This is a genomic window from Thiofilum flexile DSM 14609 (genome assembly GCF_000380185.1).
Taxonomy (GTDB): domain Bacteria; phylum Pseudomonadota; class Gammaproteobacteria; order Thiotrichales; family Thiotrichaceae; genus Thiofilum; species Thiofilum flexile.
In genome coordinates this window covers 47,051-66,743 of sequence record NZ_KB904816.1, presented here as the reverse complement: position 1 = coordinate 66,743, position 19,693 = coordinate 47,051, and the positions used below count along the sequence as shown (strand labels likewise).

The 19,693-nt window shown below is 44.8% G+C and carries 17 protein-coding genes; 6 read left to right on the top strand and 11 right to left on the bottom strand.

Going from position 1 to position 19,693, the window contains the following annotated elements:
• Positions 1 to 21: 21 nt before the first annotated feature.
• Positions 22 to 375, bottom strand: a complete 354-nt coding sequence (locus A3IK_RS0117035; RefSeq protein ID WP_020561181.1) for a hypothetical protein — start codon at positions 373 to 375, stop codon at positions 22 to 24.
• Between the two features lie 142 nt (positions 376 to 517).
• Between A3IK_RS0117035 and A3IK_RS0117030 the strand changes: the two genes are divergently transcribed.
• Complete coding sequence (locus A3IK_RS0117030; protein WP_020561180.1) at positions 518 to 1,891, top strand: Fic family protein; 1,374 nt, start codon at positions 518 to 520, stop codon at positions 1,889 to 1,891.
• A 7-nt stretch (positions 1,892 to 1,898) separates the two neighbouring features.
• Here the strand turns inward: A3IK_RS0117030 and A3IK_RS0117025 are convergent, their stop codons facing one another.
• From A3IK_RS0117025 to A3IK_RS0117010, 4 genes are read right to left on the bottom strand one after another with little or no spacing between them, the layout of a single operon-like run.
• Entirely contained in the window at positions 1,899 to 4,232 is a 2,334-nt protein-coding gene (locus A3IK_RS0117025; RefSeq protein WP_020561179.1) for a DNA internalization-related competence protein ComEC/Rec2, read from the bottom strand.
• Between the two features lie 14 nt (positions 4,233 to 4,246).
• Positions 4,247 to 4,933: a lipoprotein-releasing ABC transporter ATP-binding protein LolD gene (lolD, locus tag A3IK_RS0117020; protein WP_020561178.1), complete on the bottom strand. Its 687-nt coding sequence runs from the start codon at positions 4,931 to 4,933 to the stop codon at positions 4,247 to 4,249.
• Entirely contained in the window at positions 4,926 to 6,191 is a 1,266-nt protein-coding gene (locus tag A3IK_RS0117015; protein ID WP_020561177.1) for a lipoprotein-releasing ABC transporter permease subunit, read from the bottom strand. Before A3IK_RS0117015 ends, lolD begins: the two co-directional genes overlap by 8 nt.
• On the bottom strand, positions 6,184 to 7,431 hold the full coding sequence (locus A3IK_RS0117010; RefSeq protein WP_020561176.1) for a lipoprotein-releasing ABC transporter permease subunit: 1,248 nt from the start codon (positions 7,429 to 7,431) through the stop codon (positions 6,184 to 6,186). The genes A3IK_RS0117015 and A3IK_RS0117010 overlap by 8 nt, the downstream gene beginning before the upstream one ends.
• 40 nt (positions 7,432 to 7,471) lie before the next feature.
• On the opposite strand from A3IK_RS0117010, the gene A3IK_RS19895 reads away from it, so the two are divergent.
• Positions 7,472 to 7,753 (top strand): hypothetical protein, encoded by a 282-nt coding sequence (locus A3IK_RS19895; protein WP_020561175.1) that lies wholly within the window; start codon positions 7,472 to 7,474, stop codon positions 7,751 to 7,753.
• A 113-nt stretch (positions 7,754 to 7,866) separates the two neighbouring features.
• Here A3IK_RS19895 and A3IK_RS0117000 read toward each other — a convergent pair whose 3' ends face one another.
• The gene (locus tag A3IK_RS0117000) at positions 7,867 to 8,643 is read right to left on the bottom strand and encodes an META domain-containing protein (protein WP_083915768.1); all 777 of its coding nucleotides are present in this window, start codon (positions 8,641 to 8,643) and stop codon (positions 7,867 to 7,869) included.
• A gap of 224 nt (positions 8,644 to 8,867) precedes the next feature.
• Here A3IK_RS0117000 and purH point away from each other — a divergent pair, with 224 nt between their 5' ends.
• Genes purH through A3IK_RS0116985 form a run of 3 tightly spaced genes read left to right on the top strand, consistent with a single transcriptional unit; the run spans position 8,868 to position 14,545 of the window.
• Positions 8,868 to 10,451, top strand: coding sequence for a bifunctional phosphoribosylaminoimidazolecarboxamide formyltransferase/IMP cyclohydrolase (gene purH, locus A3IK_RS0116995; protein WP_020561173.1), 1,584 nt, complete (start codon positions 8,868 to 8,870; stop codon positions 10,449 to 10,451).
• Positions 10,452 to 10,478: 27 nt separating this feature from the next.
• Positions 10,479 to 13,808 carry a DEAD/DEAH box helicase gene (locus A3IK_RS0116990; protein ID WP_020561172.1) on the top strand — a complete coding sequence of 1,110 codons (3,330 nt, stop codon included), beginning with the start codon at positions 10,479 to 10,481 and terminating at the stop codon, positions 13,806 to 13,808.
• Positions 13,805 to 14,545, top strand: a complete 741-nt coding sequence (locus A3IK_RS0116985) for a spermidine synthase (protein WP_026221038.1) — start codon at positions 13,805 to 13,807, stop codon at positions 14,543 to 14,545. The genes A3IK_RS0116990 and A3IK_RS0116985 overlap by 4 nt, the downstream gene beginning before the upstream one ends.
• 12 nt (positions 14,546 to 14,557) lie before the next feature.
• Here A3IK_RS0116985 and A3IK_RS21425 read toward each other — a convergent pair whose 3' ends face one another.
• On the bottom strand, positions 14,558 to 14,716 hold the full coding sequence (locus tag A3IK_RS21425) for a cyclophilin-like fold protein (protein WP_020561170.1): 159 nt from the start codon (positions 14,714 to 14,716) through the stop codon (positions 14,558 to 14,560).
• Positions 14,717 to 14,800: 84 nt separating this feature from the next.
• On the opposite strand from A3IK_RS21425, the gene A3IK_RS19890 reads away from it, so the two are divergent.
• The gene (locus A3IK_RS19890) at positions 14,801 to 15,304 is read left to right on the top strand and encodes a LysR substrate-binding domain-containing protein (RefSeq protein WP_281167289.1); all 504 of its coding nucleotides are present in this window, start codon (positions 14,801 to 14,803) and stop codon (positions 15,302 to 15,304) included.
• A gap of 41 nt (positions 15,305 to 15,345) precedes the next feature.
• Here the strand turns inward: A3IK_RS19890 and A3IK_RS0116970 are convergent, their stop codons facing one another.
• The 4 genes from A3IK_RS0116970 to pheA all read right to left on the bottom strand — a co-directional run bounded on the left by A3IK_RS0116970 (position 15,346) and on the right by pheA (position 19,673).
• Entirely contained in the window at positions 15,346 to 16,263 is a 918-nt protein-coding gene (locus tag A3IK_RS0116970; RefSeq protein ID WP_020561168.1) for a glycosyltransferase family protein, read from the bottom strand.
• Positions 16,264 to 16,584: 321 nt separating this feature from the next.
• On the bottom strand, positions 16,585 to 17,457 hold the full coding sequence (locus A3IK_RS0116965) for a prephenate dehydrogenase (RefSeq protein WP_020561167.1): 873 nt from the start codon (positions 17,455 to 17,457) through the stop codon (positions 16,585 to 16,587).
• A complete protein-coding gene (gene hisC, locus A3IK_RS0116960) occupies positions 17,454 to 18,575 on the bottom strand; it encodes a histidinol-phosphate transaminase (RefSeq protein WP_020561166.1) in 1,122 nt (373 codons plus the stop codon). The genes A3IK_RS0116965 and hisC overlap by 4 nt, the downstream gene beginning before the upstream one ends.
• A 3-nt stretch (positions 18,576 to 18,578) precedes the next feature.
• Complete coding sequence (gene pheA, locus A3IK_RS0116955) at positions 18,579 to 19,673, bottom strand: prephenate dehydratase (RefSeq protein ID WP_020561165.1); 1,095 nt, start codon at positions 19,671 to 19,673, stop codon at positions 18,579 to 18,581.
• Between the last annotated feature and the right edge of the window lie 20 nt (positions 19,674 to 19,693).

Below are 19,693 nucleotides of genomic sequence, written 5' to 3'. Positions count from 1 at the left end.
AATCAGGGATTGAATAGCGCCCTAATCCAAATAGCGCTGTATCGCAGGATGCTCACACTTAATCTTAGCAATCAGTTTTTCATGTTGATGCATGCGCTTCACCGACCTCAGCACCAAATAACAGCCTAATAACATAATCGCTACACTCAACAATAATAGGGGGAGTAATAGGTGCAGCTCATTCGCACTGGTGTAATAACGCGAAGTCGCAATTAAAAAGCTCACCACACTCATAGGCAAGACTAAAATTGCAATCCCTGTGCGCAAAGTGGCTAATGCAGTGCGATGCTCCGCCAAAACCAATTGAATAAGTGTTGCAGTATCTATCTTTTCTAGTGCATCGGTTGCTATCTCTGTTGGCTTTTCTTGCGCCATAAACTGTCCTTTAAATATAGCTTAATATTCTATGCAAAGTTCAAGTAGAACTTCATTTTTGCATATGGTTACGACACAATCACGACAAAAAGTGTCGTAATTGAGCTATAATGGCCTCATTACGACACTTTTCTTTACGAAGATGACTCAAATAGATATTGCCGCACAAAATAAGCTCATTTTAGAATTATTAAAAGCTAATACCACCAGCCTAACACTGACGCAAATCCAACAGCAGCTACCCTTTACCCTGCACACTCGTACACTACAACGCCGCCTAGAAAACCTAGAGGCTATAGGCGCTATTCAGAGCATTGGTAATAAGCGTACTCGACACTATCAAACCATGGTCCCTGTATCTCACGCTAAGGATACAGTAACAGATGATTACCTATTACCCCTCTCTAAGGAAGGAGAAAGGTTGAAGCAAGCCATGCGTCAACCCCAAACCTTGCGTCAACCCATAGGCTATCAACGGCATTTTCTAGATCAATATCGTCCTAATGAAACGTTTTACTTACCAGATAATACTCGGCACTACTTAAAGCAAATCGGACAAACTCAAGTACTAGAACAACCCGCAGGCACGTATGCGCGGCAAGTATTCAATCGCTTATTAGTTGATTTATCATGGAACTCCAGTCGTTTAGAGGGCAATACTTATTCACTATTAGAAACAGAGCGTTTATTACAACTGGGTCAAAGTACGGAGGGCAAAACCTTATTTGAAACACAAATGATTTTGAATCACAAAGCGGCTATTGAATTCTTATTAGATAGTCATACAGACTTAGGATTTAATCGTTATACCATTTTAAATTTACATGGCTTGCTATCTGAGGGCTTATTGGCTGATCCTTTAGCCTGCGGGCGTTTACGATTTATTCCAGTCGGCATAGGACAGACGACCTACCTTCCTTTAGAAGTACCTCAATTAATTGAAGAGTGTTTTGATCAGATTCTGGATACGGCAGCCGCTATTAAAGATCCCTTTGAGCAATCTTTTTTTGTTATGGTACATTTGCCTTATTTACAGCCTTTTGAGGATGTTAATAAGCGAGTTTCACGTTTAGCAGCTAATATTCCTTTAATTCGATGTAACTTAGCACCATTATCATTTATTGATGTACCAGAGCGAGCCTATATTGATGCGATATTGGCAGTATATGAATTAAATCATTGGGAACTATTACGTGATGTATTTGTATGGGCTTATCAACGCTCTAGTGCTCGCTATGCAGCAGTCAGGCAAAGTTTAGGTGAGCCTGATCCCTTTCAAATGAAATATCGAGATTTGATTAAGCAAACGGTTCGGCACATTGTAATGGAACAATGGGACAAAATAAAATCTACTAACTATGTACAAACAGTAGCTCGAACACAGTTGAGTAATGGAGAGCAACGCCGTTTTATCGAGGTAGTGGAAATTGAGTTAATGAGCTTACATGAAGGAAATATTGCACGGTATCGGCTACGACCTTCGGAGTATCAGGCTTGGAAAACTCAGTTTAGGTAAGTACTTATTAACGCCGCCACCACGCCTTTTGCTCTTCACGCTCCTGAATCACTCGCACCCTAGACTCCCTATTCGGCAAACTTAAATGCAACTCACCTCCGCTAGCGGTATTAAAATAGGGGATGCCGCGCTCCTTCAAACGCATTAATACAGAGGGGTGTGGATGCTGATAACGATTACGATAGCCACTACTAATCAAGGCTATTTGAGGCTGTACCGCTGTTAGAAATTCAGCACTCGTGGATGACTTACTCCCATGATGCCCCAGCACTAAGATCTCACTGTTTAAGGTCGCTCCGAAGCGCTCCAGCAGATGCTGCTCAGCCGCCTTTTCTGCATCGGCGGCTAGCAGAATACTATGGTACTCATTCGATATTCTGAGCACACAGGATAAGTCATTATCCTTTGCAGCCGTATCCTGAGCAGCGGGCGACAGCACCTCAAACTTCACCCCGTCCCACTGCCAACTATGCCCCATAAAACAAGACTCCAACACGCGACGAGGGAATAATTCAGCGGCATTGGTTTGTACCAGCGTTTCAGGATAGGCCGTCAATAGCGCTGCGGCTCCACCGCTATGATCATTATCAGCGTGTGTTATCAATAGTTTATCTAAGTACTGAATACCCTGTGCTTGTAACCACGGCAACACGACTACTTTACCTAAATCAAACTCATCCAGTCGCGCCCCTGCATCCACTACCATAGTATGCGATTGGGTTTGAATGACCTGAGCCGCCCCCTGCCCCACATCTAATACACTTAAACGTACCTCTCCCCAAGCCGGACGCTCAGGCTGATAAGTAAATAGTGGCAGTAATAAAATAACACCTAACCAGCGCCCCACCATGCCTCGCGGCATAATGAGCAATAATACGCCTGCGCCTGCACTTGCTAACCCATACCAAGGTACTACCGCTAAAAACTGTACTGCATAGGGCAAAGTGCTTAGATATTCCAAACCCTGCATGAGGTACTGTAAGGCCACCTCTGCCATCAGCCACAGATAAACACTCGCATCCGACCACAGCGGATTTATGAGTAAGCCCAGCAATAGTAGGGGGACGACTAACATCGTCACCACGGGCACCGCAATTAAATTAGCTAGTGGCGACACCCACGACACCATACCAAAAAAGCCTGCGGTTAAAGGCAGCATGCACAGCGCAATACCTAATTGCAGCTTAAGCCACACTATAATCCAATGCTCTTTCAGCTCAGGGCGGCTCGATTCACGCTGGGCTAGTAACACTAATAAAGTCACCGCCCCAAATGACAGCCAAAACCCCACCGTCAAGGGTGCTAGCGGGTCAAACAGCAAGACCGCCATTAAAGCCGCCGCTAACATCATTGACCAAGGCCAACGGGTGCGCCTTGTTAATAACCACACCACCACGACAATCATAATCAAAGTGCGCTGGGTGGGAATATTAAACCCTGCTAATAAACTATAGCCGGTAGCAAACACGGCTCCGACTAAGCTCGCCACTATTTGTGCTGGAATACGCTCCCAAAGCTTAGGGTAAACCCAGCCGATCAGCCACACCAAAACCCAACCTAACCCTGCCACCATCGCAATATGTAACCCTGAAATCGCAAGCAGGTGAATGGTTCCGGTATTACGCAATAGATCCCACTGCGCGGTGCTAATCGCGTCTTGATCGGCAATGGCTAAACCTTGTAGTAAACCCAACACCTTGGAGTCCGGTAAAACCTGTGCGAGGGCTGCTTTAATCCGCGCCCGTAGTGCATCAATATTGACAAGACTAGGAGCCGTTAAACGTTGATTAAAATCACTGTCACGTACATAGCCCGTGGCACTAATACGCTCAGTCACTAGCCAACGCTCATAGTCAAAGCCATGCTGGTTGATAAACCCCGTCGGACGTTTAGCACGAATACGTAATTGCCATACCTCGCCTGCTTGCACAGCCAGCGCTTTAGTCTGATACCAGGTAAGTTTAATCCGTCCCAAATCGTGAGCAGGAAGCTTAGGGTCTATGGGTTTGGCACTCTGCACCGCAAAGGTAAAGCGCGTATTCTGTCCGTCAAAACTCGGTAGATCAATCACCTGCCCCGTCACGGTAATATCCTGTCCCTCCCAACTATTAGGAATCCGTTGTTCGAGTAGGTGATGAGCACTGACAGTACTATAGCCCCAGCCGATACAGGCCGTACTCAGTATGAGGAATAGAGGTTGAAAGCGTGACAGTATTAGGCTGTAGATAACACCTAAACAGCCTAGGACTACACAGACAATACTCCACCCCTTGAGAGGCAGAGTCGGCAACAATAAGGCGCTTAGGCATCCTAATAATAAGCCAAATGCTAAGCGCCGCATGATTTAAACATGATCTAAATGCGCTTTAATTCCCCATCCATGAGGCGATACATCGTATCCATACGACTCGCTAATTTCATATCATGGGTCACAATCACAAATGCAGTTTGTAATTGCTGATTTAAGCCCTGCATGAGCTCAAAGACTTGCTCAGCCGTTTGCTGATCTAGATTACCCGTTGGCTCATCGGCTAGTACCGCTTTAGGGCGTGTCACCAAGGCACGAGCAATTGCAGCCCGCTGACGCTCACCCCCGGAGAGTTGGGCGGGCTTATGATCCAAGCGCTCGCCTAAACCGACATGTTTGAGTAAGGAACTGGCGGTATGACTGGCGCTTTTCACATCCATCCCACGAATTAACAGCGGCATAGATACATTTTCTAGCGCGGTAAACTCCGGCAAAAGATGGTGAAACTGATAGATAAACCCTAAGCTTTCATTGCGTAGATTACCCCGTGCCACATCGGAGAGTTGGTCTAAACGTTTGCCCAATACCTCGACATGACCGGAGCTGGGTAAATCTAAACCGCCCAAAATATGCAGTAAGGTACTCTTACCACTACCGGAACTACCCACAATCGCCACCCGCTCCCCAGCGTGAACCTCGAGATCGACTGAGCGCAATACATCCACATTTAAACGCCCATCCGCAAAGGATTTCGTGAGTTGGCTACAGCGAATCACCACGGGATTATTATTCATAACGTAACGCCTCAGCGGGTTGAACTTTAGATGCACGCCACGCCGGATAAATCGTGGCAATTAATGATAAGATAATGGATGCACTAATAATTAAAATGACATCGCGCGGATTGACTTTAGATTCTAATTCACTAATAAAATACACATCTCCCGAAATAAAATGTGTATCAAATAATACTTCTAACCAACCGACTAATGTCCCTACATTCATAGCCAATAAAATCCCTAAACCGACCCCAATGACCGTACCAATAATGCCAATGAGTGTGCCTTGTACCATAAACACTTGCATCACTTTCGCCGGAGACATGCCTAAGGTACGTAAAATGGCAATATCCGATTCTTTATCCGTCACGACCATCACTAAAGTAGAAACTAAATTAAACGCCGCCACTGCCACAATCAGCAATAAAATAATAAACATCACTGACTTTTGCATTTGTATGGCTTTAAAGAAGTTTTCATTCTGCCGCGTCCAGTTATTGACCCAAAGATCAGGATAATTCAGCCCCATACGATTCATAATCTCCGTATCGACGGTCGGAGCTTGATAAACATCATCGAGTTTTAAACGCACCCCCGTCACACGGCTACCCATATCAAATATTTCTTGGGCATCGGCTTGGTGGACATAGACAAACGCAGAGTCATAGTTTTGCATATCAATGCGAAAAATAGCCCCTATAGTAAAGCGCTCTAAACTAGGTAACTCACCATTTTCTAAGGCATCTCCAGAGGGGCTAATCAATGTGACTTTATCGCCCACATCGACTTTTAAGTCTTCTGCTAATTTCGAGCCAATTATAATATGGTGGCTACCGGCTTTAAGCGTATTAGCATCGCCTTTTTTAATATGCTTAAACACATCGGCGACTTGCGACTCATAGTCAGGTAATACGCCCTGTAGCATCACCCCACGCGCTTCATCGCCATGATTGAGCATCACAGGTTTTTCAATAAAAGGAGCGGCGGCTTTGACATGTTGAAAGCGTTTGACATCCTCTAACATCGGTTTCCAATCATCCACCAGCGCATCATTTTCTGACACGGTCACATGCGCGAGCATCCCTAAAATACGATCACGCATGGCGGTCTCAAAGCCATTCATGACCGAGAGAACTGTGATCAGCACTAATACCCCAATAGCAATACCGATAATGGAGGCGAGTGAAATAAAGGAGATAAAATGACTCTTACGCCGTGATTGGGTATAGCGCAGGCCAATGGATGCAACCAAGGGCTGGAATAAATTACTCATAACGTAAGGACTCCGCAGGTTGAATCTTAGCCGCACGCCATGCCGGGTAAATGGTCACTAATACCGAGCAAATTAACGCTAAAATAGCGATTTTAACCACATCGGAAACATACATTTGCGAAGGTACTTCACTAACATAAAATAAATTAGGCGGGAAAATTTTAAAGCCAAAGGTGTTTTCAATAAAAGGCACAATACTGCCCACATTTAAGGCGAATAAGACCCCTAAAATGACCCCGAAAATAGTGCCTATAATGCCTATAATGCTGCCCTGTACCATAAAAATGCGCATGACTTGACCCGGCGGCATGCCTAAGGTACGTAAGATAGCAATATCGGCTTGTTTATCATTCACCGCCATCATAAGCGAGGCAATGAGGTTAAAGAGCGCGACCCCGACCACTAAGGATAAAATCACCGTCATAGCAATACGTTCGGTTTTGACAGCACGGAAAATATTGCCATGCTCTTTTGACCAATCGCTTACTTTATAATCTTTACCTAATTGAGCCTGTAATTGTTTTGTGAGCGCAGGTGCTTCAAATAAATCATTTAATTTTAAACGAATACCACTGACACTATCCGGCATACGAAACAGGCGTTGAGAGTCATCGAGATGAATAAAGGCGGTTAAACCATCGTATTCCTGCATTCCGACACGATGCACCCCGACTACGGTAAAACGGCGTACGCGTGGCATAATGCCAGCAGGTGTGACTTGGACTTGTGGCACAATAGCGGTCACTTTATCCCCTAGCCCCACGCCTAGATTATTGGCAACCTCCACCCCTAGCACAATGCCATATTCACGTGGTACGAGTGCCTCCATACTGCCCTCTAAAAGGCGAAAATTCACTTCACTGACTTCGGGCTGAAGAGCAGGATCAATGCCCTGAATAATGACACCACGTAGGCGATTACCATTAATCAGCATCACTTGTTTTTGGGTATAGGGGGCAGCGCCTAGCACTTCGGGATTTGCCTTAAGGGTTTTTAGGGTATCCGACCACGGGCTGAGCTGATTATCAGCACCTGATACCGTCACATGCGCGACAACGCCGAGGATACGATCACGCAGCTCCTTTTCAAAGCCGTTCATCACTGACAGGATAGTAATTAATACCATCACACCCAGCATAATACCGAGCATAGACGCAAACGAGATGAATGAAATAAAACGGTTACGCCGCCTAGAATGGGTATAACGCTGACCGATGAAGAGTTCTAATGGTTTAAACATGGATGGCAAGACTCACTATCGAGTACTGAGGAGATTAATCATGTTGGTGTTACAGCGATTTTTTTATGCTCTTATTGTTACAAGTCTTAGTCTACTGAGTGTACAAGCTCACTCGGCTACTAAGCCCACGATCCCGCTTCACTCAACCCAATTGGCGGGCAAAAGTATGCAGTGGGTCAAAGCTCATTATGGCAAGCCCCCTTCGATTTGGTACTCAGAAGGTGCAGTCAAACCCCAATGGCCTAAAATAACCGTGTGGGATTATGGCACATTTGCAGTATTTTTCGAGCGAAAAACCGTATTACATACCGTAATTCGTTAAAGAACGCTTAAAAAGCCTCCCATTCAACACTCATTTTACCCCATACCCTCACCTCGATTAGGCGCTCAAGCCCTAGCGCCTAATCGGTTGTAAACTATAAGTACTTAATAAAACTACTTGATATTTAGCTGTTCACTAGAGGTCACCATATCCAGCACCCACACTTTGTTTTTATTTTTCGTGCTGACAAACTCTTTCACCCGTACCAGATTTTTAATCGTAGGCTTTGGGGTATAACCCTCAATACCGGGGAAAGTGTTACTCCACGCACCATAAGTTTTTTTCACAAAATCCTTATCAAAGGTCACTTCGCGCCATTTATAAGACTTGCCATTGGGTTCGACTTCAATAAATTTAATTTTACCCTCGCCTTGGTATTTAGCTTCGGGTGTTGGCGTGCCTTTCAGCGTCATCACTACTTTATTTGGTGTTACAAGTTGCAAGGTTTTTTTATTCACAAACTGATAATTTAATACCCCTTTTAAATAACCCTGCATTTCTTGATCGGCCTTACCGAGTTTACCCTGACAGCCCATTAAAGTACTCACGCCGGAGTTTATCTTAAGCTGTGAAGCACCCAGAACTTGATAATTAAAGGATAACGAGTTACAGCCCTTAGTCCCTAAAGATCCATTTTTATCTAGTGTGAGCGTATAGGTTTTGGCAGGCACACCACTAGTGAGCGTGGTAGAGGCCTTTTGTTTAGGTGCTTGAATAGAAACTAATTGCCACGTCATGGTGGTAAAATTTGCTTTATTTAGCGTGACACTATTCTGTGGTGTTGGTGCGACCATTCTAGGTGCAGCATTTAAGGTGACGCTATTAGCACTCACTACGGCACTACTTAAAGCAGCTACTAGTGCTGCAGCCAATAATCCAACTTTCATCATTAACCCTCATGGTATGTATTTAATTCAAATCTAGTGGCAGCGTTGTGCTTACTTAATAAGCCAAGCTGCAATACCGATCATAGTACGCCACGCTAGGCAATATCATTTGTAACAAATTCACCTTATCCGCGTGACAAATGCAATATCAGCACCTGAGCAAAAGTAACCCTACCATCCCAACCATAAACCGGCTAAAATTCCGCGTTTTTGGGAATAGAGTTAGCATGTCCTCTGTTAGTGCTTGCAAGGTGACACGAGCGCTTATTAGTGTCTCAGATAAATCGGGTGTGTTAGAACTCGCGCAACAACTCCATGCGCGGGGCGTTGAAATACTCTCCACGGGGGGTACAGCAAAATTATTGGCTGAACATAAGCTCCCCGTCATTGAAGTTTCAAACTATACCGGCTTTCCTGAAATGATGGATGGTCGGGTCAAAACCTTACATCCTAAAATTCATGGCGGGATTTTAGCGCGACGCGGGCAAGATGATGCCGTTATGCAAGAGCATAATATTGGGCGCATTGATCTGATTGTGGTGAATCTCTACCCCTTTGAGGCCACCACTAGCAAACCTAATTGCTCATGGGACGATGCGATTGAAAATATCGACATTGGTGGCCCTGCAATGGTACGCGCGAGTGCTAAAAATCATGCCCATGTAGCGATTGTAGTTAACCCCAGTGACTACGCGGCTGTGCTATCAGATATGCAAAACCATGACGGCTGTATTACCCCAGAAACACGTCTAGAACTTGCCGTCAAAGCCTTTGAACACACCGCCCATTACGATGGCATGATTGCAAACTACTTAGGTACTCGTGTACAAGGGGGTAGTCACGCACAACCACTGAATTTCCCCGCCACGTTTAATCTACAAGTTGTTAAGAAACAAGAGTTACGCTATGGGGAAAATGCCCACCAAGCCGCTGCATTTTACGTCGAGCACAATGCGCCTCAAGGTACAATAGCCACTGCCACCCAACTCCAAGGCAAGGAACTATCCTACAATAATATTGCCGATACCGATGCTGCACTGGAATGTGTAAAACAGTTTGATGCGCCGGCTTGTGTTATTGTTAAACATGCGAACCCCTGTGGTGTGGCGGTCGGTGCTTCTATTTTAGAAGCTTATAACCGTGCCTATAGTACAGATCCAGAATCGGCCTTTGGTGGCATTATTGCCTTCAATCAAGCATTGGATGCTGAAACGGCTAAAATCATTGTGGAGCGCCAATTCGTTGAAGTGATTATCGCCCCCGGTGTCAGTAGCGATGCACAAGCTTTCATTGCCACTAAAAAGAATGTGCGCCTATTAAGTGTTGAGCCATGGGCAGCTTCTTCTCAGCCTTGGCTCGACTTCAAACGGGTACATGGTGGCTTATTGGTGCAAACCGCTGATATGGCCTTATTAGAGGGTTTAACCGTCGTCACGGAGCGTCAACCCTCTGAGGAAGAGCTACGCGATTTAGAGTTTGCTTGGAAAGTCGCCAAGTTTGTTAAGTCTAACGCCATTGTTTATGCCCATAATGCCATGACTATTGGGGTCGGTGCTGGACAAATGAGCCGTGTAAACTCTGCGCGCATTGCAGCGATTAAAGCAGAACACGCAGGGCTAACGGTAACAGGCTCGGTGATGGCTTCGGATGCGTTTTTTCCCTTCCGTGATGGGATCGATAATGCTGCCGCTGCGGGGATTAAAGCCGTCATTCAACCCGGTGGCTCCATGCGTGATAATGAAGTGATCGCTGCTGCCAATGAACACGGTATGGCAATGGTCTTTACGGGTATGCGCCATTTCCGCCATTAAATTACAGTCATTGAATTATAAGTCCTTATGCTAAAGCCTGAACATATTCGTCTTTTAAAACTTGCCGGCTTACCCCCGGAGGGAATTTTAGTTAGCTACGATTTAAACTCCATTCGGCGCGGTGCGAATTATTTTCAGGAAGGACGGGTGCAATTAAAGCGGCATGCAAGTACCGAGGATTCGATTGCTATTGAATCTTCGGTTACAGGTAATAACCCCTATGAAACCCATACCCTGATTGATCGTAATACCTATAATGTGCGTAATACCTGCTCCTGTAGCACTGGTGAACAGTGCAAACACGGGGTAGCCTCGGTACTCGAATATGCTCAAGCAGTCGCGCATCAATCGGTCATGGCGGTCGCACGCTCCAACTCAGCGAATGAGGTACAACGCTGGCTTAATGATCTAGAACAAACGACGCCTCAGGATGATCCTAACTTAAAAGAAAGCTTACTCTCTGCCTCCGATATTATTTATTTATTGAGCAATGGCGCGAAACAACGCCGCCTCACCGTCGAGCCACGCCGTGCCAATCAACTTAAACGCGGGGGTTATGGACAACATTACCGTATTGAATACTCAACCCTATTAAGCCGTTGGGCGCGTCCTAGTTTTCGCTTTAGTGAAATGGATCGTGATATTTTGCAAATGATTGTGCCACGCGACCATGTGCAAGCCCAACCGATTGAACTCACGGGGCAATTAGGGCGAATAGCACTTGATCTCATGACTCAAACCGAACGCTTATTTTGGCAATCGACGGATCATCCGCCACTCAAGCGTGGTACACCCCGCCACGCACGTTTGGAATGGACTAAAAACGGTAAAAACTCCCGTATCACCTTAGTCGTTGAACCCGAAATTACCGATTTTTTCCAGTTAGACCAGCTCTTTTATGTTGATACTCAACACAGTACCTATGGCTTACTAGAGCACCCTACCCTCAGCATTAATCAGTTATTACACCTACTCAAAGCGCCCCCGATTCCAGACTTAGAAGCCGAGCGGGTGAGCCAAAAAATTCTCCAGCTCATTCCGCAAGGGGATGTGCCGCTACCAGCTAGCAAAGTGCAATCCAATATTATTGATGTGCCCGCTCAAGAACCCATTGCCGATGTCATACTACGCGCGGTACAGCTCCCCGAACTCAATAAAACGGTACATGTCGCTAGTTTACGCTTTGATTATGGTGGTCACTTAGTACAGCCGGAGGCCATGGCTAAAATCACCATTGTTAATAAAGATCAGCAGCGCTACCGGATTCACCATCATCTAACAGCCGAAGATGCACTCACGAATACCTTATTTGAGCTAGGTTTTGACCTACCGGATGCGTGGTTTGAGTCACTCGATCTATATGACTTAGTGATGAATCATGATAATCCACAACAGGCCGCCACACAGTGGGAACGCTTGCTGCAAGTCCATATTCCTGAACTCACCCAGACCGGCGCGTGGCGCTTTACCATTGATGAGAGCTTTGTCTTGCGCTTTGACAATGTGGAGCACTGGAGCGCTGAAGTACATGATAGCGCCCCTCATAATGCTTGGTTTGATATCAGTATGGGGTTTGAGATTGATGGGCAACGCATTGATTTATTGCCGCTTTTGCTTGAGTTACTAGAACAAAGCCCAAATCCATTAGCACTGAAACAAAAGCTACAAGACGAGCCATATCTGTTAGTGCCTATTCATGATTATCACTGGGTCAAACTAGAATCTAAACGCTTAATCACTATCTTTGACACCCTAATTGAACTCTTTGATTACAATGCCTTAGGTACAGATGGGCGTTTACGTCTGCATAAACTGCAAAGTGCCGCCTTTAGCGAACTGCTCAATAGCCCCCTCCTGCAATGGAGTGGTGCGGAGGCGATTCAACAACTCGCCACCCGCTTAAGTGACTTCTCAGGCATTACCCCTGTTCCTCCGCCAGAAGGATTGCAAGCCACCTTACGCCCTTATCAACAGCAAGGCTTAAATTGGTTACAATTTCTGCGCGAGTATCAACTCAATGGCATTCTCGCCGATGACATGGGGCTAGGCAAAACCCTGCAAGCCCTCGCGCATTTATTAATAGAGCAACAACGCCTACCCGATGCCCCACCTAGTCTCATTGTGGCACCGACTAGTTTAATGAGTAATTGGCGACGCGAGGCCGAGCGTTTTACCCCGCAGCTCAAGGTATTAGTCTTACACGGTAGCGAGCGCCATCAGCATTTTGAAACCTTAAAAAATTATGATCTGATTCTCACCACCTATCCTTTGATTGTGCGCGATGAAGCTCTCTATGCTGAATATAATTTTCATTATTTGATTTTAGATGAAGCGCAAACGATTAAAAACGCTAAATCTAAAACCTCCCAAGCGATTTTTAGCCTTAAAGCCCAGCATCGCCTGTGTTTAACTGGCACACCGATGGAAAACCATTTAAGTGAATTATGGTCATTATTCCACTTTTTAATGCCGGGCTTTTTAGGTAGTCATGATCAATTTGGGCGCTTATTCCGTACCCCTATTGAAAAACACCAAGACTTAGCCCGACAACATCAATTACGCCAACGCATTCAGCCTTTTATGTTACGCCGCTCTAAAGCGTTAGTAGCTAGTGAATTACCGCCTAAAACCGAGATTATACGCACGGTCGCCTTAGAGGGTAAACAGCGTGACTTATATGAAACTGTGCGTTTAGCGATGGATCAAAAGGTGCGAGATGAAATCAATCAAAAAGGTCTAGCTCGCAGCCATATTATGCTCTTGGATGCACTACTTAAATTACGCCAAATTTGCTGTGATCCGCGCTTAATTAAATTAGAGCAAGCACAAAACATTATTCAATCCGCTAAACTTGAACTATTGATGACCTTATTACCTGAAATGGTTGAAGAAGGGCGCAAGGTATTATTATTTTCCCAATTTACCTCGATGTTGAGTTTAATTGAGACGGAATTGGTTAATGCCAATATTCGTTTTACTAAACTCACCGGACAAACCCGCAGACGTGAAGAGGTCATTAATGAATTTCAAGAAGGCGATGCCAGCGTATTTTTAATTAGCCTTAAAGCAGGCGGTACAGGATTAAATCTCACGGCGGCCGATACAGTCATTCACTATGACCCGTGGTGGAATCCTGCGGCTGAAAATCAGGCCACGGATCGCGCTTATCGCTTAGGGCAAGATAAGCCAGTCTTCGTGTATAAGCTGATTACTGAGGAAACCGTTGAGGAGAAGATTTTACGTTTACAGCAACGCAAACAAGCCCTTGCAGATGGTATTTATTCTGGTAAAGAGTCTGAAAGTAATGATTTAAGCGCTGACGATTTACTCGATTTATTAAAGCCTTTAGGTGAATGATGCAAACCCTAGACTCGCGCACGGATGAATGGGGGGTAGTAACTGTCAAAGATGATAGTGTTTATCGGGTGTTATCTTTTGGTGCAGGTGACGAGCAAAGTCGTTTATTAAAACATCAACCGCATTGGCTACAGCATGAATATGCACAGGCGATGTTATTAGTCTTATTATTTAAAACACCTGCTCGTGTTTTATTATTAGGGTTAGGCGGTGGATGTTTGGCAACGGCTTTGCATTATCAATTAAAAGGGGTACACATTACTGCGGTAGAATTACGCTCAAGCGTGATTGAATTAGCCACTAAATATTTTTACCTACCCTATGGTAAACGAATGCAGATTATTCAGGCCGAGGCGAATAATTGGCTGCAAACGGGCGTAGAGCGTAAAGTCGATATTATTTTTACCGATTTATATCAAGCTCAAGGGGCTGATCAAGGGCAATTTCACGCGACCTTTATTGAGAATTGTGTTAAACAATTAAAGCTAGATGGCTGGCTCGTGATTAATGCGTGGATGGAACATCAAAATGATACGTCTTTATTAGACGACCTCAAGCCCTATTTTTCTGATATTAGAACCACACATACCTCCAGCCATAATTGGATTATTATTGCCGGACGAGTACCTAATACCGATACGCATCAAACCTTAAAACAAAAAGCACATGAGCTATCTAAAGCATTAGGGTTTTCATTGAGTGCGCATTTGAATCGCTTGAGCTGTGAGTCGCTATGACTACTATTCAAACTATAGCTCGTTACTTAACTGAAAAGTGATGGTTACATCTGTTTTACCTAATGCCGCCACTAATTCAGCAGGGTTTTCGATACGAGCTAGGCGGGTATAGGTATAACTTGTCGGGAAATCTTTATAAAAAATAACCAGACAATCCGCACCATACAGCATGATGTCATGATCGTATCAAATGGAATTTTGTCCATACGATCATAGAGATCCACATAATTCGCATCAGGGACAATAACTAGCTTTTTGGGTTCGGCGGCAACCTCATACGCATCTTGTGACATTCGTTTTGGTGATCATTTGCAGGAAAACAGGGTCGCTCGCCAATTACTAGCCCCCTTTAAGGAAGGACTCTATGTATCCGCAGGCTATGTGGAACGTTACGGTCTGCCACAATCCCCTGAAGAGCTGTCACAGCATCGTCTTATTGGCTATCGTTTTATTACTGCTAAACGCATTTTACCTCTGATCTTGAATAATCAGGGGGAGGAACTCACGGTACAAATGCCGCACAGCATTATTACCAATGATATTGAAGTCATTGCCGATGGGGTGCGCCAGCATCTGGGTATTGGGCGACTCTTTGTGCCCGTACATGCCCGCTTACCGGATCGAGACAGCTTTATCCCCGTACTAGAACCTTACTGGCGCAACTATCCAGGGGTCTATCTTTACTATCTACAAAATAGCCAAAAAGCGGGGCGTATCCGTACCGTTATCAATTTTTTACTGGAAAAATCCATAATATAGTTACTATAGCCATCCCATCTATTTACAGTATATTAAACATTTTAGATAGGAGTTAACTGTATCTGTTGGGATTTAGTAGATTGCCGTTGCCATTCCTCAGCATAATGAAGTAACTGTAAAGCTCTATGTTGATAGGTATGTTGCTCTAATACTCGCTGCTGTTGTCTTTCAGCAATGGCTCTAGTTAAATCAAAATTATTTAGATAGTATTGGATTTTATTTATACAATCTTCTTGACTATCCTCAAAAAAACACCAGTCTTCCCCAAAATCATCACTACCATGTTTTCGCTCATCACTCAGTAAAAAACCACCACAGGCTGGTATACCATAACATCTCTCAGGTAGACCCCAACTGCGCTCAAATCGAGTTTTGTCTCGAAAGCGTGTATCACAACCTGCATGATACTGAAGATTAATCCTAGACTGTTGAATAATATGGCGTTGTTGCTCTAAACTTGCCTCCTGACCAACGAAATAATAGTTAATATTCAGTGCTTTTAGATTAATAGCTAATTGATTTAAGAAACTAACTCTTTTTTTCACTTCAGGATATTTATTAGCATTCATATTACCTATAAAGGCGACATCATACTGATAGTGCTGTTTTAATGCTGGGCTTGGATAATAATCATCTATAACGGCTGCATTTGGCAAATAGAGAACTTTTTCTCTAAGCGCTCCTAAATCCTGTAAAGTATGAGAGGCATATAGATCAAAAAGAGGGGCGTGTTTCAAAATAAACTGCCTCCACACTTTCATTCCCATATTAGAGGAGCCATCTCTATTCCAAACTATCACAGGGCAGTTAATACTTTGTAAGTATTTTTTCACCTTAAAAAATAAAAAAGGTCTTTTAACAATATGATACATATTAAAGAGCGCTAATTTTAAATTTTTTATTTTTTTAATTTCTTCCAAATCAGGGTAATCATTTAAATTTTCTACATTTACCCCCAAGCCCCTCAAAACCCTTAACAATAGAGGTAAATCCGGCTCTTTGGGATTTCCCGTGGTAATGCTGAATTTTTAATCATATTAAGAGCGAAATTTAGCAGACTGAACATCTCAACTTGTTGATTTCGTTAAGCAGAATTATCCAACAGAATAATGAGAAAGGTTCTCACCACGGAAGATCCTGAAGAGCCGTAAATCCTCTATAAAAAACTAATACATTATACATATACCACCCTTTTTTTATCGTCGACAAACGTAAATTGGCTTATTTAAAATTAAAATTATAGCCTCATCCTCCTTATTAATTACCCCTATTATTTATTATTATCTTGCATCATATTTAGACATATACGCATCCCGCGCTTGTTTAACGGTTGCCATGCGATTATGCAAACCTTCACCATCTTGCTGCTGCATCATGGTGATAAATTCGGCTAGATTTTCGCGCAGGGCCTCCACCACTTCTACAATCGCCCCCGTATTGGTCAGACAAATATCGCGCCACATCGTCGGATCACTCGAAGCAATACGGGTGGAATCCCTAAACCCTCCGCCCGCATAACGTAAAATGTCATCATGATCAGGAAGCTTCAGTAAGGTATCAACCAAGGCAAAGGCTAATACATGTGGTAAGTGACTTGTCGCGGCTAATACCTGATCATGCAAAGCCGGTGTCATATACTCCACCCGCCCACCGGCGACCTGCCACATGGTTGCAATGGTTTGCAGCGCTTGAGCATCGGTACTAGGGGTAGGGGTTAAAATCACGCGCCGCCCCTCATAGAGATCAGGCAGTGCCGCAGCTACCCCACTCTTTTCCCGCCCCGCAATCGGATGCCCGGGCACAAAACGGGAAAAGTTTGGCCCAAATACCTGCTCAACCTCATGAATCACACTTTGCTTAGTGCTACCGGCATCAGTCAGAATCGCGTGTTCGGGTAAATAGGGTTGCATACTGTTTAATACCGGCAACATAGCCTGCATCGGAACCGCTAATAAGACCACTTCAGCACCCGCTAAGGCTTCCTCAGCGCTGGTACTAAAACGATCAATCACCCCCAACTCATAGGCATGGCACAATGAAGCCTCATCACGCCCAAACCCAACAATCTCATGGCAATATTGTTTAGCTTTTAAGGCTAGCGCTAGTGAACCGCCGATTAGCCCTACACCTGCGATTACTAAGCGCTGAATCATGCTTTAAGTACCTTTGCCAATGCTGCAATACAGCGCTCGTTTTGCTCCGGTGTACCCACCGTGATACGCACATAGTTAGGCATGCCATAATTCGCAATAGGGCGCACAATCACCCCCTCGCGTAATAAAGCATTGAATACCTCCACCCCACTACGCTCGCAGTTAATGGTAATAAAATTACCTTGTGTCGGTACATACTCCCAGCCCTGCTTAGCACACGCGGCTTGCCACTGCTTTAAACCGGCTGTATTTGTATCTTTACTGCGTTGTAAATGCTCATCATCACCTAAAGCAGCCTCAGCCGCTAAGAGTGCGAGTGAGTTCACATTAAACGGTTGGCGTACCCGATTCAGCATATCGGCAATATCAGGACTAGACAGGGCATACCCTACCCGTAAGGCCGCCATGCCATAAATCTTTGAAAAGGTACGGGTGATGATTAAATTCGGAAATTCCTTCAACCACGGCAAAGCATCTGGGAAATCCGTATCCGTTACATATTCGGTATAAGCTTCATCTAAGACCACCACGACTCGCTCAGGGACTTGTTTTAAGAAGTGATATAGCTCTTCACTCTTAAACCAGGTTCCGGTCGGATTATTTGGATTCGCTAGAAACAATACGGCGGTATTATCCTGAATAGCGTGGAGCATATTGTCTAGATTATGACCATAGGGCATTGCCGCATCACTCGGATTCGCTTGGGCAATTTGTAATTGCGCTCCCACCGCTTGCGAACTAATGTAATACACCGCAAAGGCATGTTCAGACATCACCACACCGCGATTCGGATCTAAATAAGCGCGGGTAATCAATTCCAAAATATCATTCGAACCATTGCCGAGCGTAATCTGATTCGTATTCACCCCAAACTTACGCGCGAGCGCTTGTTTGAGATTAAAGCCTGCCCCATCGGGATAGATTGCTAGTTCGCTCAAGCCTTTTTGTAGGGCAGCGAGTGCTTTAGGACTAATGCCCAGCGGGTTTTCATTTGAGGCGAGCTTAATAATATTACTAATCCCTAACTCACGCTCTAATTCTTCAACCGGCTTACCGGGTTGATAAGGTTGCAGTTTTTGTACGCCGGACACGGCTTGTTCACGAAAATTAATAGTCATAGTTTACATTACCGCGACAGGGTATGAGCCTAGTACACGCACTAGGTCTACTTGATTTTGTAAGGTTTGTAAGGCTTGTTGCACCGCTGTATCTTTCACATGCCCACGAATATCAACGAAGAATAAATATTCCCAATTATTACTCCGTGCGGGGCGGGACTCAATGCGGGTCATATCAATACCAAACTCGGCAAAAGGCTTGAGTAAGTTATACAGTGATCCCGGACGATTTGGCATGGAGAGTAAGAGCGAGGTTTTATCCTGACCACTCGGCCCTACCTCTTGATGCCCGACCACTAAAAAGCGCGTGGTATTATTGGTATTGTCCTCAATCGAGGCTTGTACTACGTCTAAACCATAAAGAGGCGCAGCTTGTATACTACCAATAGCAGCGACATGAGGTTCTAAGGCGGCTTTGCGAGCCGCTTCAGCATTACTACTGCAGGCAATACGTTCAGCATGAGGCAGATTTTTATCTAACCAATACCGGCATTGCGCTAAGGACTGGGCATGCGAATAGACCTTTGTGACTTGCTGCCAGTTCGTTGCGTCTTTACACAATAAGTTTTGATGAATGCGTAACACCACTTCGCCACAAATCTTCAGCGGTGAATTGACCAATACATCAAGGGTATGCGACACAATGCCTTCGGTAGAGTTTTCAATCGGTACTACACCATAGCGTACTCGATAGGTCTCTACCTCACGGAATACTTGGGCAATCGAATCACAAGATAATAAGCCTATGGTATTGCCAAAATGCTTGCGGGTGGCCTCTTGCGTAAATGTCCCCTCAGGCCCTAGATAGGCAATAGTCATGGACTCTTCTAGGGAGAGGCAGGCTGAAATAATTTCTCGGTATAAATGAGTAATTTGCTCATGACGCAAGGGGCCGGTATTGAGTGACACCATACGCCGTAAAATCTGTGCCTCGCGCTCAGGGCGATAAAACACGGCATCCGGATCGGTCGCTAGTTTGGCGTGGGCAACGGCCTCAGCACAACGCGCCCGCTCATTCAATAATTCCAGCAATTGCGTATCAAGGGCATCAATACGCTCACGCAAACTTAATAAATCGGCACTCACCGCTTGGCTCACTCCTCTAATCCTCAACTCAT